9 protein-coding genes are annotated in these 14,625 nt (G+C 57.3%); 3 read left to right on the top strand and 6 right to left on the bottom strand.

All coding sequences use genetic code 11. From position 1 onward, the window contains the following. Positions 1 to 87 precede the first annotated feature (87 nt). Both ABD851_RS12565 and ABD851_RS12560 read left to right on the top strand, forming a co-directional pair. A complete protein-coding gene (locus tag ABD851_RS12565) occupies positions 88 to 1,152 on the top strand; it encodes a winged helix DNA-binding domain-containing protein (RefSeq protein ID WP_344979786.1) in 1,065 nt (354 codons plus the stop codon). 57 nt (positions 1,153 to 1,209) lie between these two features. Beyond that, entirely contained in the window at positions 1,210 to 2,253 is a 1,044-nt protein-coding gene (locus ABD851_RS12560; RefSeq protein ID WP_344979784.1) for a hypothetical protein, read from the top strand. A 28-nt stretch (positions 2,254 to 2,281) separates the two neighbouring features. Here ABD851_RS12560 and ABD851_RS12555 read toward each other — a convergent pair whose 3' ends face one another. Next, entirely contained in the window at positions 2,282 to 3,400 is a 1,119-nt protein-coding gene (locus ABD851_RS12555; protein WP_344979782.1) for a Gfo/Idh/MocA family protein, read from the bottom strand. A 62-nt stretch (positions 3,401 to 3,462) separates the two neighbouring features. Next, positions 3,463 to 6,462 carry a PVC-type heme-binding CxxCH protein gene (locus ABD851_RS12550; RefSeq protein ID WP_344979780.1) on the bottom strand — a complete coding sequence of 1,000 codons (3,000 nt, stop codon included), beginning with the start codon at positions 6,460 to 6,462 and terminating at the stop codon, positions 3,463 to 3,465. Between the two features lie 131 nt (positions 6,463 to 6,593). Here ABD851_RS12550 and ABD851_RS12545 point away from each other — a divergent pair, with 131 nt between their 5' ends. After that, entirely contained in the window at positions 6,594 to 7,472 is an 879-nt protein-coding gene (locus ABD851_RS12545; RefSeq protein ID WP_344979778.1) for an AraC family transcriptional regulator, read from the top strand. Between the two features lie 5 nt (positions 7,473 to 7,477). On the opposite strand, the gene ABD851_RS12540 is transcribed toward ABD851_RS12545, so the two are convergent. From ABD851_RS12540 to ABD851_RS12525, 4 genes are all read right to left on the bottom strand, one after another. Next, on the bottom strand, positions 7,478 to 8,911 hold the full coding sequence (locus ABD851_RS12540) for a DUF1501 domain-containing protein (RefSeq protein ID WP_344979776.1): 1,434 nt from the start codon (positions 8,909 to 8,911) through the stop codon (positions 7,478 to 7,480). Between the two features lie 18 nt (positions 8,912 to 8,929). Then, entirely contained in the window at positions 8,930 to 11,347 is a 2,418-nt protein-coding gene (locus ABD851_RS12535; protein WP_344979774.1) for a DUF1549 domain-containing protein, read from the bottom strand. 243 nt (positions 11,348 to 11,590) lie between these two features. After that, on the bottom strand, positions 11,591 to 13,528 hold the full coding sequence (locus ABD851_RS12530; protein WP_344979772.1) for a glycoside hydrolase family 172 protein: 1,938 nt from the start codon (positions 13,526 to 13,528) through the stop codon (positions 11,591 to 11,593). 158 nt (positions 13,529 to 13,686) lie between these two features. Next, complete coding sequence (locus ABD851_RS12525) at positions 13,687 to 14,550, bottom strand: alpha/beta hydrolase (protein WP_344979770.1); 864 nt, start codon at positions 14,548 to 14,550, stop codon at positions 13,687 to 13,689. Positions 14,551 to 14,625 lie beyond the last annotated feature (75 nt).

The raw sequence follows: 14,625 nt of genomic DNA, 5'->3' as shown, positions 1-14,625 counted from the left end.
TCCGATCCGGAAATTTGTTTATGCGATCGGGAAATTTACGCGGGGCTGAACCGGAAAGCCCGTTTGCAGCAGCTAAATATTTTTCAGATGAATACCAGAGATATCGCCCGCATGCGACTGTACAGCCAGCAGATCGCGGAAACGAATGACAAGCGGGTAATGGAAACGGTATACCGGATGGGCGCCATGCAGGCCCAGGATTATGCCATGGCAAAATGGGCGATAGGGCTGCGGCTTCCCGGCGCTACGGACCGGACGGTAGAGGAGGCCATAGCCGGCGGTACGATCATCCGCACGCATGTGCTGCGGCCCACCTGGCATTTTGTGGCGGCTGAGGATATCCGCTGGATGCTCGCGCTGACGGCTCCCCGTCTGAAGGCCTCGCTGGCCGGCCGGCACCGGCGGCTGGAGCTGAGCCCCACCGTCATTCGCAAGAGCCACAGGATCTTGGAGAAAGCGCTTTCAGAAGGCGAACATCTCACCCGTGAAGCGCTGCTGTCCCGCCTTGAAAAGGCGAAGATCGCTACCACAGACGTCAGGGGATCGCACCTGCTGCTGTCGGCCGAGCTGGAGGGCATCCTCTGCAGCGGGGCCACGAAAGATAAAAAGATCACCTATGCTTTGCTGGCGGAAAGGGTGCCGGAGACGAGGGCCTTGGACCGCGATGAAGCCCTGGCCATGCTGGCGGAGCGATATTTTTCCAGCCACGGACCGGCTACTGTGGCGGATTTTTCCTGGTGGTCGGGGCTCAGCGGCACGGAAGCCAGAAAAGGACTGGACTTCGTGCAGCATAGTTTCCTTTCGGAAAAGGTCGGCGACGATACCTACTGGTTTCCGCCGGAGGTGGTTGCGCCGGCAAAAAAAGCCAAACCGTCCGTATATCTGTTGCCGGCGTTTGACGAATATATCATCGGCTATAAAGACCGGAAGGCGGTGCTGCCGTCCGGGCACCAGCGCCGGGCAATTTCGAACAACGGCATCTTTTGGCCTGTGGTTGTCGTCAACGGGCAGGTGACGGGCATATGGAAACGGACGCTGAAAAAAAACGGGGTCGACATTTTGCCGGAATTTTTCGATCCTGATGCGCGGATAGATCCCCGTCGCCTGAAAGCAGCGAAGGAGGCTTTTGTCCGTTTTCTGATGACAGCTTGACACAAGGACAATTCGCGCATGCACGATACCTGACTATTCAACAGACAAACCATAAAAATGAAAAAACTATTTACGATCGTATTTGCCGTTTCCCTTTGTAGCTGCGCTTCGCTGAGAAAAAGTACCACGGACACGCCTATGCCGGAAGCGATCAGGATATGGGATCGTGCGCCGCATAACGCCTTTACGGATCTGCTCCGCTTCCGGAATGCCTTTTATTGCGTATTCAGAGAGGCCTCCGCGCACGTGTATGGAACCGATGGCAAGATACAGGTATTGCGTTCGGCCGACGGAAAAAGCTGGCATAGCATCGCCGTACTGGAAAAAGCCGGCACGGATCTCAGGGATCCCAAGATATCGGTGACGCCGCAGGGAAAGCTGATGATCCTGATGGGCGGTTCGGTATACCGGGGTAAGGTGCTGGTAGACGGGCAGACGCACGTCTCCTTTTCCGATGAAACGGGCAGCCGTTTTTCTGCGCCCCGCCCGGTAAAGCTGGGCCCTGGTCTCCCGCCTTCCGGCAACTGGATATGGCGGGTGACCTGGCATAAAGGAACCGGCTACGCCATCGACTACCAGGCCGGCACCGGCGACCGGAAAGACCGGACCGCCTGCTATCTTTTGCGCACTACCGACGGGCAGACCTTTGAACGGATGAGCCGGCTCGAGGTCGACGGCTTCCCGAATGAATCCACTATCCGGTTTGATCAGCATGACGAAATGTATGTCCTGATCAGAAGAGATCTGGGCGATCAGAAAGGGGTGCTGGCGCGCAGCCGGCCGCCTTACCGGGACTGGGCGTATCAGAAGCTGGACATCCGCCTGGGCGGCCCTAACTTTATCTTCCTGGGCAAAGATCGTATCTGCATGGCATCGCGGCTGTATGCTTCCGAAGGGGGAAAAGATCATTTCTATACCGCCCTTTTTGTAACGGATACCCTGGGCCGTGTCCGGAAAACCGTCCGCCTGCCCAGCGGGGGCGACAACAGTTATCCCGGACTGGTCAGCTATCGCGGCAAGCTCTGGGTTTCCTATTATTCTTCGCATGAAAAGAACACGGCCATTTATCTGGCCAGGGTGCCTTTGAAGGAACTCCGGTAGGCATCGTTGTTAAATAGCCGCAACGGGGCTACCCTGCCGCAAAGGTAAAGGCGGGCAGGGGTATCAGCTTCCCGTCTGCCATGGCAGACATATGGGCCAGGATGCCGACGCAGGTGATGTTGGCGGAGCGGCGTACATCGGGATAAGGCTTTCGGCCTTCCTGCAGCGCGCTGATAAATTCATGGACAAGATGCGGGTGCGATCCGCCGTGGCCGGAGCCCTGGATAAAGGAGAGGTGCTGATGCGCTTCCGCGTCGTATACCCCCTGCCGTGTGAACGGCCGGATGTCTTCAGGCAGCCGGTCGGCGAAGTCGGGCGCCTCCGTAGCAGCCGGTTCCTCGCCGGTATGAAGGATGTGCGTACCTGCTTCGGTCAGCGACCATTCAAAAGACTTTTTGGAACCATATACGTCGAAGCTTTCCCGGTATTGACGTGCGGTGTTGAAAAGAGAACGGGTGACTTCGGCGGAAAGGTCGGAATCCCTCAGCCGGATATGACAGGTCTCGATGGCAAACGGTGAACCGTATTTGTCGATCAGGTTTTCGTCGATACGCCCGGAGCCGAAGCAGGACACATAGGCGGCGTCGCGGTCCGGCAGGGACAGTACGGGGGCTACACAGTGCGTGGCATAGTGCATCGGCGGAAGTCCTTCCCAATAACCGGGCCAGCCGGCCATTTCCTGCTGATGCGAGCCCCGGAGGAATTGCAGCTTCCCGAGCTCGCCCTGCTCGTAAAGTGTTTTGACATACAGGTACTCGCGGCTGTAGACCACGGTTTCCATCATCATATAGGTCAGGCCGGTTTCCTGTACCGCCTCCACCAGCTGCCGGCATTCTTCCACAGTGGTGGCCATGGGTACGGTGCAGGCCACGTGCTTACCGGCCCGCAGGGCGGCCAGCGACTGCGCGGCATGGTTGGCGATCGGCGAATTGATGTGTACGGCATCGATATCCGGGTCTTTCAGCAGCTCGTCAAAATCGGTATACCGCTTTTCCACGTCAAAGGCATCCCCGATCTCATCGAGCTTGCTGCGGGTGCGCTGGCAGATGGCATACATATGCGCGCCGGGGTGGCGCTGGTAGATCGGGATGAACTCCGCGCCGAAACCAAGTCCTACGATGGCGACGTTAATCTTTTTCTGGGGCATGTGCTGCGGTTTTGGGTGTACAGAAGGCCGGCAACCCTGTTGCCGCCGGCCGGGGAACAGGTTCAGGGCTCTACCTTCAGGATACCGTTCATGACGCGCCAGTGTCCCGGGAAGGTACAGGCAAACGGGTAATCGCCCGGCTTTTCCGGGGCGGTGAAGACCAGCACAAAAGATCCGCCCGGATTGACCAGCGGTGTGGCGGCCAGCACTTCCGGTATATCCGGCACATAGTTTTTTTCCGCCCCTTTCGGATCGCGGGCCAGCTCGTCGGCGGCCGCGCCCACCTTCTCCAGCGAACCCGGCTGCAGGATCAGCAGGTTATGCTGCATGAAATCGGGATTTTCAAAGACAAGCGCTATCTTTTTGCCGGCCTTTACATAGAGCGTTTTCCGGTCGTATTTCATATCGTGCTGTACGACCTTCAGTTGGATGGTCATGTCGGCATGAACGGCGGCGGCAATGCTGTCGCCGGCTTCCGGCCCCAGTCTTTCGCGGATATTTTCAGCCAGGGAATCTGCCGGGGAGCGGGAAGCTGCGCCGGCTTTGAAGGCCCGGATAAAGCCTTCCCGCTGGGTAATGGCGGCGGCCAGCAGGGCATCGGGCAGCCAGGGGTCGCCGGCATTGACGGGTTGGAGGACCGACTTATAAACCGCTTCCCCGACTCCCGGGGATGCGGGCATGTCTGCCAGCGCCAGGAAGGCGGCCAGCCGGGTATGAAGATCCGGGTCCTGCAGGATACCGGATTTTTCGATCTGTTCCAGCATAGCGCCGGTACGCGGAAGCACCTGTACCGCAGCCTTGCGTACGCCCGCCGCCGGGTGACGCAGCGCTTTTACGGCGGCATCCAGGGCTTCGGGGTGCTGGCTGTCCAGCACGCCAAGTCCTTTAAGGGTCCAGAGGGCATGGACGGCGGGACTGTTCAGCCCGATGGCATCCGTATCGGTGTTGTTGACGAGGCGGTACAGTCCGTTCAGCACCCGGCTGCTTTTATTGCCCGAGGAAACGAGCAGCCGCTGGGCGGTCATACGCCAGAACATGTTATCGTTCTCCAACCCTTTCAGCAGGCCTTCGGGGTCGGAGGCGCTCAGCTCCATGCGGGCAGGAGGGGTGGCAAATTTGTAAACGATACGATAGATGCGTCCGTGCGAATGATCCCGCCAGGGGTTGATATAGGCGTTGCCTTTACCGGTTTCAAAGCCCTCGGGAGTAGGGTTGTGCTGTACGATAAAGTTATACCAGTCCAGGAACCAGACGGCTCCGTCCGGCCCTACGGATGCCTGCACGGGCGCTACCCAGTCGTCTGCGCTGGCCAGCAGGTTGCCCCCGTTGTGCTCGGCAAAACCCGATCCTTTGGGTTCGAGGACGGCCCGGTGGATCAGCCGGCCGGTCGGTTCGCAGACAAAGGCGATACGGTTCCAGTATTCCTGCGGAAAGCTGCGGGCGGTATAAAGATTATGCCCCGCCGCCGCGGTAAAGCCGCCGTGCACATCCACCTGCCGCAGGTTGGGCGTGATGGGCTGCATTTCATAATGTCCGTCTATTTTGGTGACGCCCTGTCCGAAGCGGCGGTGGTTTTTAAAATAATGGTCCGGAACGGAATAATAGGCGCTGTGCGTGTTGTTGGCGGTAGACAGCAGCACGTCGAAGGTTTCGGAAAAGCCCAGCCCCCAGGTGTTGTTGCTGGTACCGGCCAGAAAATCCAGCTGCCGGCCGTCCGGCGTAAAGCGGTAAACGCCCTGGCTGAATTTCAGGTGCTGTCCGTCGACGGTGCCGTCGAACCCCGAATAGCCCACGGTGCCCCAGAGATGATTATCCAGTCCGTACCGCAGGTTGGAGGGCCCGGCATGGGTATCGAAGGTGCCCCAGCCGTGAAAGATCGTATCGCAGACATCGGCCCGGTCGTCCCCGTTGGTATCTTTAAAAAAGAGAAAATCGGGGGCCTGGGACACCACTACGCCGCCGTTGGCAAAGGTGAGGCTGGTGGGGATATTAAGCTTGTCGGCAAATACGGTAAACTTATCCGCACGGCCGTCGCCGTCGGTATCTTCGCAGATCTTGATGCGGTCGTCGCCCGGCGATTTGTCGTCCAGCTTGTTGTTGGGATAATCGGTGGTTTCGATGACCCAGAGCCGTCCTTTTTCATCCCAGGCCATGGCAATGGGGTTGATAATATCCGGCTCGGCGGCAAAGAGCTTTATTTCGAAATCCACCGGTACCTGCATGAGCTGTCGCGACGAGTCCCAGGGCAGGGGTTTTTGCAGCTGCGGCGGCGGGTCCCGTTTTTCGTAATTGGGGATAGGCGCTTTTACATGTTCGGTGCGGGGCAGGTGTACACGTGCGGCCTTTTCCCGGGCTTCGTCGCTCAGCGCCCAGAAGATACCCCGTTCCAATAGCTGCAGGAAGCCCGGGTTTTGCCAGGTGCGCTCGTCGTGCCCGTAAGCCGTGTAGAATACGCGGCCTTTGCCATAGTTGCGCACCCAGGTATAAGGTTCGTGATGAGCGCCCTCCACGCGCTCGGTGAGCACGATGTTCTCCGGGTTGAGCTTGTCGTGCACATAGGTCTCATCCCAGGTTTCAAAGGGGCGGAATCCTTGCATGACGGGGTGGTCCGGCTTTACGATCGTCATGGCAAAGGTGCCGGTGTCGTGCGATTTGAACTGGCCGCCGACCATTCTGATGTATTCGGGCGAATTCTGAAAGCAGAACGATGCGCAATGTATGGGAATAAAAGCCTTGCCGCCTTTTACAAAACCTGTCAGGGCTTTTTCCTGGGCGGGGGTGATGGAATCATGGTTGGCATAGATGATCAGTCCGTCGTATTTGCTGAGGTTGTCCTCGTTCAGGTCGCCGGGGTCTTCGGTATAGGTGATATTGATTCCCTTCGGGAATAGATAAGAGGCCAGGATGGGCTCATAGGCGCTGGAATTGTGGTGGATGCTCTGGTGGCCCAGGAAGAGCAGCTCTACCCGGTCCGAGTGATGGCTGCGTTTGCCGGAGCAGGCCCAGCAGCATACAGCCATCAACCCAAAAAGGACCAGACGGGACAGAGGGATATTTTTCATAGAGAATGTCTGCGTTTGAATGGCTAAGTTCCCCCGGCCGGCCGCAGTAATCTTGCTGTTTTTTTTCCAAAGCCGACTGTATTTTGTCAAGTTATGAACTTTTTTTACTTTGAGAGGATAAATAGGTGGAAATGATACAGCGCGCTGTACGTAAGTCGCCCATCCCGGAGAGCCGGGCATTTGTGATCAGGGATCTGCATGAAAAATTCTTTGATCCCAACTGGCATTTCCATGCGGAGTACCAGCTTTTTGTGGTGCTGGAGGGCAGGGGTACCCGCTTTATCGGCGACAGCATACATCCCTACAAGGAAGGGGATATGGTGCTGACGGGGCCTTACATCCCCCACCTCTGGCGTTGTGAAGATGCCTATTATGAGCGGAACAATGATCTGAAGACGCGCGGCGTCGTCATTTATTTCCCGGAAGACTTTATGGGGGGAGCGCTGACGGGCAAGGAGGAGCTGTCTGCCATCCGGCAGCTTTTTCAGAAAGCGGCGCGGGGTGTTGCCTACAAGGGCGCCACGCGGGATACCGTCACGCGGCTGATGCTGGAGCTGCTCAGCATGCACGGCACGGGCAGCATTGTCCGCCTGCTGGAGATACTGGACCTGCTGGCCCATTCGCGGCAATATGAATATCTGAACCCCGACGGCTATACGAATGTCTTCAAGGAGTCGGAAGCGGCGAGGATGACGCGGGTATACGAGTACGTGATATCCCGGTTCCGGCAGGAGATCAGCCTGAAGGAGGTAGCGGCGCTGACCTGTATGACACCTTCTTCTTTCAGCCGGTATTTCCGCACGCGGGCCAATAAATCCTTTTCCGGCTTTATCAGCGAGCTGCGTATCGGCTATGCCTGCAAGCTGCTCCAGGAAAGCGATCATACCATCGCGCAGATATGCTATGCTTCCGGCTACCCGACGCTTTCCAACTTCAACAAGCAGTTCCGTACCCTTACGGGGCAGTCGCCCTCCGCCTACCGGAAGGAGTACAGCGAGCTGAATCAATAGGTGTGTCAGGCCAGCAGTTCCATCACCGGCTTGCCTTTGCCGTCCGGCGTGGTATAGAAGGGCCGTTTTTCCACTTCGTACTGCGTATCTTCGGGAATGCCGAGCGTATGATAGATGGTCTGGTGGATCTGGTCTATCCGCACCGGCTTCTCGATGGTTTTACAGGGCCGTTCATCGGCTGTTTTTCCGTAGACAAATCCTTTTTTGATACCGCCGCCGAACATGAGAATGGAGCAGCCGTCGGTAAAGTGGCGGTGCATACCATAGAATTTCATATCGGATAAAATATCGGGTTGCTTTACCTGTTCTTTTACCTTGGCGTCCGGGCGTCCTTCCACCATCATGTCCCGGCTGAATTCGCTGGCCAGGATGATCAGGGTGCGGTCGAGGTGACCGCTCTTATCCAGGTCTTTGATGAGCTGGGCCACGGGTTTGTCGATCATCTTCTTCATACCGATCATGCGCGTATGCCCGTTCTCGTGCGTGTCAAATCCTTTGAAGGGCTCATATTCGCTGGTGACGCTGATAAAGCGGGCTCCCTGTTCGGTCAGGCGTTTGGCCAGCAGACAACCCAGGCCGAAGCGGCCTCCGGTCTTATAGATATCGTAAGAAGCCTTGGGTTCCTGGTTCAGGTCAAAAGCCTTGGCTTCCGGAGAATTGAGCAGCATATAGGCCTGCTCCATGGAGCGCTTCAGCGATTCTTTCTGGTAACCGCTGCCAAATTCCCCGAGGGGACTGTTTTGGATGAGCTGGTTGTACAATTGGTTTCGTTTTTCGAAACGTTTGGCGCTCATGCCCACGGGAGGACGTACGCTCTCCAGGCCTTCGCTGGGATCGGGTATGATAAAAGGAGCAAACTCGTTGCCCAGAAAGCCGGAGGTATGAAAAGCTTTCAGCTCTTCTCCTTCGCCGAGGGTAAAGCGCTGGCCGATATCGATAAAGGCGGGGATAACGGGATTCTTTGGTCCCAGCTCCTTGGCGATCCATGCTCCGATATGCGGTACGGCAAGCGTCTGCGGCGGTTCGTAGCAGGTATGCCAGTGAAACTGGTGCCGGGAGTGGAGGATATGACCCATATCCGCGGCTACATACGAACGGATGACGGTGCCTTTGTCCATCACGCTGCCGATGGACTCGAGGCCTTCCGAGAAATGGATGCCGTCTACCGCTGTCGGCACCGACTTGAAGGTGCTCAGCACGCGGTTGCCTTCCATTCCTTTTTCAAAAGGATCGTACCGTTTGGGGTCAAAGGTTTCGGTATGGGCCATACCGCCGGCCATCCATAGCAGGATGACGGTATCTGCGGTGGAGGCGATCTTCTTTTTACCGCTGCCGCAGCTGCTCAGCAAGCTGGCCACGGGAACGCCCGCCGCCATGGCAGCCAGGGTGGCTGCGCTTGTGTTTCTGATGAAATCCCTTCTGTTCCAGGTGGGTTTCATGGTTGTTTATTTTTGTGTTTAATAGATTAGCTGAAATTCAGGAAGCAGGGTCACCGACCACATGAAGTCCTGTATGTTTGCCACAGTAGGCGCATCGCCCAGCACGCCCATCGCCACAGTTTGCTCCTTATCGGTGGGCGCGCGGCCCAGCGTGCTCCGGAACACTTCTTTTACCATCTCTTCCGGATCCGGATACGCTTTTTTCCATTTGTCCGCCCCCAGCTTCATGGCCGTGTTGAACAAGGTGCCGTTGGTGAGCTCCAGCGCCTGCAGCAAGCTGGACTGGGAAGGGCGGCTGGTGGCCACCGTTTCCCGGTTGGGGCGGCCCAGCGCGGTCTGGAAGGCGTCGTTCTTCACCAGCGAAGCGCGCGTAAACGGAACTTTATCGGTTCTGACGTCTTCAGGCAGCAGCCGGTACACCTTGGCGCTGTCCGTATACACGGGATAGATCGTTTCGCTTACGGCGTCGCTGAACTGCTCGGCGGTAAGTCTTCTGCGCAGCATACCCCGGAAAACGAAGTTCTCCGCCACGATCGCATTTTCATTTTCCATCGTTACCGAAGGCAGCTGGTAGGTTTGCGAGGTAAGAATGGTATAGAGCAGCTTTTTGATATCATATCCCGAGGCGGTAAAGTCGGAGGCCAGCCAGTCCAGCAGGTCCTGGCTCCAGGGCACATTGTCCATCATGTCCACGGGGGCAACGATGCCGCGGCCCATCACCTGGGCCCAGATCCTGTTGACCAGGGTGCGGTACAGCCTTCCGTCCTTGGGTTCAGTCATAAACTCGGCAAGCTGCTTCAGCCGCTCTTTTGTGCCGGCGGAAGAGTCGATGGTGCCCAGTTCCTGGAAAAGGATGCGGCGGCCGGCCATCTTACCGGTAGGCTTGTCGCAGCGGTTGATCTCGAGGGTGGAATCGCAGAACAGGTTGGCAAAGGCGTAGGCGTCGGCCAGCTTCCAGTCGCTGATGAAGCTGTCGTGGCAGGAGGCGCACTTCAGGTTCAGCCCGAGGAATATCTGGGAAACGTTTTGTGCCGCCTGCATCTCGGTGCTCTGGCTGGAATTGATGGTGCCCCGCCAGCGGATCCCTTTTATAAAGCCCTGGGAGGTCTTGTCCGGGCTGATGAGCTCTTTTACGAAGATGTTATAGGGCTTGTTGTCCCGCAGCGAAGTATACAGCCATTTGGTGATATCCCAGCGGCCGCCGGTAATATAGCCGGTACCGGTATAGTCATTCCGCAGGGCGTCGTTCCAGAAGGTAAGCCAGTGCTCGGCATACGCTTCATCGCGGGCCAGCAGGCGGGATACCAGCTTTCCGCGTTTATCCGGACGGGTATCTTTTACAAAGGCGTCCACGCTGTCTGCAGGAGGCAGCAGGCCGATCACATCCAGGTATACCCTCCGGATATAGGTACGGTCGTCTACGGGTTTTTTCCAGCTGATCTTGTGTTGCTGGAAATAAGTATTCACGAAGCGGTCCACCGGAGAGGTCAGCTTGTCCGTAGCTACCGGAACGGGCGGATTGCGGGGCTCGAGCTCGGCCAGCCGGAAAAGGCTTTTCTGCGGTCCGTCCGGCCAGGGAGCGCCCTGTTTGATCCAGAACTGCAGCACGGCGATTTCCTCTTTGGTGAGGCCTTTTCCTTTGGCCGGCATGGCCTTTTTGTCGGTACGGGACAGCAGCACGCGCCGGATGAGCTCGCTTTTTTCCGGGTGCCCGGCCACCAGCACCGGGCCGTTTTTGCCGCCTTTCATCACCATAGCCTTGGAATCCAGGCGAAGCTCGCCCTTTACCTTAGCGGAGCCGTGACAGCTGGTGCAGTTGTGCGCGAGTATGGTCCGGACCTGCAGGTTCAGCTCCTGTACCTGGGTGTCGTTGAGCGGCACGTTCTGGCTCATCATGGCCAGGGTCTTTCCCGCTGCGGGAGCGGCGTTGCCTCCGGGCAGCACGCTGCTGAGATAGCCTTCTCCGTGGGTGAGCGTAGCCCCGAAATGGCCGGCTACGGTAACGCCTATCACCGTTATGCAGAGGAGTACCCTGCGGAGACGGGGGGAATGCCGGATGCAGGCCCAGGTGGTGAGCAGGGCCAGCACCATGGTGGCGATCCCGGACCACTGGTGGAGCGACAATGTAGTACCGCCATATTCGTCGGTATTGGACAAAAGCAGGCCGAATACCACCGAAGCTACCGCGGAAAGGGCCCCGGCAAATACCAGCACCCGGATAGCGGCGCGGAACTGATCCGATTTTTGCTTACCGCCGAGGAGGTCCAGCAACAGGGCTACAAACAGCAGTCCGATCGGGAAATGAACAATCATGGGATGCAGCCTTCCCAGGAAGGACCATAGCCAGAAATGCCCGCCGGCCGCGGCTTTTGCTCCGGGGCCGGCCGCAGGAGATACGATTACAAGTGAAACAAATAACGAGATCAGACCGCTCATAGCCAGGATTTCGGAGTCAATATAAATTATTTCGGAATGTGCTACCGGAGGTCCCGTAGCAGGATACCGGGCTAAAATAGGGGAAAAAAAGCAATTTACTGTCCTGTTCTATCCTGCTTTTAGCATAATCTGCCCTGCGGATGCCGGCGCTTTGCGCTAATCCGGTACGCTGCAGGTAAATTCCGGTTGGAATGGCGGCGCTCCTTACATTCTTTATCTTATTGTTACCGGCTTTCCTTTCCCCTATTCTTCCTTCTGCCGGATCAGGATAAGCCGGTTGATGCGGATGCGGTTGCGGGTGTCGTCTTGTTTGAATGCCAGCGTCACCGTGTTCCGGAAATCATCCAGCTGCAGGTCGCAGAGATAAAACCGGGGTTGGGAGCGTTTCCCGGAGGAATAAAAGGAGATGGGGCCGCTCATCGCCGTCTGCCGTTGCCAGCAGGTGATCTCCGCTCCCTGGGGCTCCGTCTCCGTGTCGGCATACAGCTTATAATGCCCGTGGGGTAGCTCGGAAAGGTCGATACGCATCCGGCCGCCGTGGGGGGCCGTAAAGCGGCTGCCGTCTACAGTAACCGCTCCGGCAAAATTGAAGGACATCAGCTGGGGATAGAGCATCAGCGTGTCCGGCAGGAATACGGCGGTCTGCCCGTTCGCCGGCTGCGGGTTCACCGCCAGCGGCGCATTGGCATAGTACAGGGCTACCGAGGTATAATCCACCGGGAAGGCGTTTCCTTCCGGCCCGTGCTCGATGGCGTGATAAATGCTTTTGGAGAAAGAAAGCTTGTCGCCCAGGAAGAGGCGGTATCCGCCGGTACGGCTGTAGGGCAGCGAATAATCCAGCGCGCCGTGCAGGGGCAGGCTCATCTTGCGGTCCCAGCGGTCCAGCAGCGCATACCATCCCCCGTTGAAATAATCCTCCGATCCTGTGCCGTGGAGGGTAGGAATGCCGTCTATGGCGGTGGTGTCGTCCCCTTCGAAAAACAGGGTCATTCCCGGGCGGAGCCCCTGTGCCTGGAGAATGGTGCCGACATAATGTCCTTTCCCTTTCCCCTGCAGAAAAACGTGCGGATGTCCTTCGGGCGGCCTGATATCCTTGTTCCAGTAGGCATAGAACCGGCCTTCGGTTTGCGGATCCCTCGGCTTTGCGGCGAGGAAGACGTCGGCCTTTATGCGGATGGGATCGGCAGCCTGTCCGGGCAGGGCGCGGTAGATCAGCTCGATGCGGGCGCTATGATCAAAAGGCATGGGAAAATAACAGTAGGCGGTATCCCCGGCGGCGCCCATCAGCAGGCTTTGCATGGACGGTTTTCCGAAGGCAAAGCCGAAGAAGTCGGCGACGGGGGCATATACAGCGGGTTCGGCTGCGCCGTCCCAGGTGATTTTCAGATCCACCTGCTTGTGCAGCCCGCCGAGGGGGGCTGCCGGCCCGAGCCGTATGCCCAGGATACGTCCGCCGTGATCCGGCTGTGCCAGGGTAATGCTGTGACCCGGAACCAGCAGGGTATCGGTATGCAATATCCCGGAGGGTTGCTGCGTATAGACGCTGCCGATACCTCCGCCGTTCTGCGCCCAGCTTGCCGCAATGCTTTTCAGCAATGCGCTTTCTTCCGGTCCCGGATGGGGATTGAAATCTTCTACGGGGCGGTTTGCGGGATAGCTGCGGTACTGTATCTGATAGAATTGCATCTTTTTTCCCCGGAAGACGATCTTACAGCCGTTATGGTAAGGAATCGGAACATAGCAGAAATAGCCGCCCACCTGGTTGCCGCAAAGGGGAGCCACAAAGGGAAATACCTTACCCGAGAAAAGGTCGGAGAAGCGGATGGAAAAGCCGGGCTTTTGCCGGTCCCCGAAATAAAAATCGAGCGTGTCGTCATTCGGTGTCGGTGTCCATATCCGGTTGATGACGCCATTGCCTTTTGCTTCGAAGATGACGGAGCTGCCGTCGGGATTTTTGCGGATAAACGAATATTTTCCGCTGAAACCGTCGTCGTTTCCCCCCGTGGTATCGTAGGAGGAGAACTGCCGTTCGGGTCCATCCGGATAGCTGGGCAGGTTCCCGATATCGGCTATCTTTTTCAGCTCGCTTGCCGTGCTGACGGTCTGCTGGGCCGACAGGGGGATTGCGAAAAGCAGTGATGCAGTAAGGGCGGTCAGCGAGAGGGCGTGTAATCTTTTCATCCGTTAATATCTGTTTTTTTGTGGTCGGATGACTGCGAAGCAGCATCGAGACCTATCATAAATTATTTGTGAGCGAGATAAATCTCGCATATTAACATATCCCTGTGTGAGAAGTATTAGCATGCTCGATTTCATTCGGGTTGGGATATGGGTAACGGTTAGTATTGATGAAATCCTTGTGACACGAAGGCCAGCACTTCGGGCAGGGAGCTGCGCCAGTAGGTCCAGGTATGCCCGCCGTCCCGGATGCGGAACTCGTGCGGGATGTCGTGTTTGCGCATGGCGATGTGCACCAGGCAGTTGCCTTCATACAGGAAGTCGTCGTCCCCGTCGTCGATATACCAGCGCACGGCTTTTTTGTGGTCTTCCGGCATATGCTCCATGAGATACAGCACGCTTTGGCGCTGGTAATAAGCCGTGACGGCGGCATCGGAGATGCCGGGGTCTGTCTTTTTAAGACGTTCCGCGGCCTCCTCGCGGGAGAGCGGTCCGGTGGCGGCGCTGAGGGGGCAGGCGGAAGAAAACAGTTCGGGATGATGCAGAGCATAGATAAAGGTACCGCCGCCGCCCATGGACAGTCCGGCTATGGCCCGGTACCGTTTTTCTTTGCGGATGCGGTAGGTCTTTTCGATATACGGAAGGAATTCCTGAAAGAAAAAGTCTTCGTACCGCCAGTCGCCTTTTACGTCATTGAAATAGCCTTTGCGGCCGGTGTTGGCGTCGGGCATCACGATGATCATGGGCGTGGCCTTTCCCTCCCGTATGGCCTTGTCGGCGATATTCAGCACTTCGCCGAACTGTATCCAGCCGGTCTGATCGTCCCCTGAGCCATGCAGCAGGTACAGCACCGGGTAGCTGCGCTGCGAGGTTTCATAATCCGGGGGAAGATATACGGCATATTTGCGGTCGCTTTTCAGGATATCGCTCTTCAGGGTGCGGCTGTCAAAGACCTTCCCGGTCTGCGCCGGCAGCAGCAGGGGCAGCAGCAGCCCTGCAAGGAGGAGAAGACTATGCTTTTTCATACACAGTGGGTTTGAACGATCATTCGGGTCTCTAATGTAAAGCAATATTTATTTTCCTGCAATCCGGCGCATATC

The organism is Compostibacter hankyongensis, from assembly GCF_039541075.1.
In the GTDB taxonomy this organism is placed as follows: domain Bacteria; phylum Bacteroidota; class Bacteroidia; order Chitinophagales; family Chitinophagaceae; genus Compostibacter; species Compostibacter hankyongensis.
The sequence above is the reverse complement of the archived record's forward strand: the minus strand, read 5'-3'. Positions and strand labels throughout refer to the sequence as shown.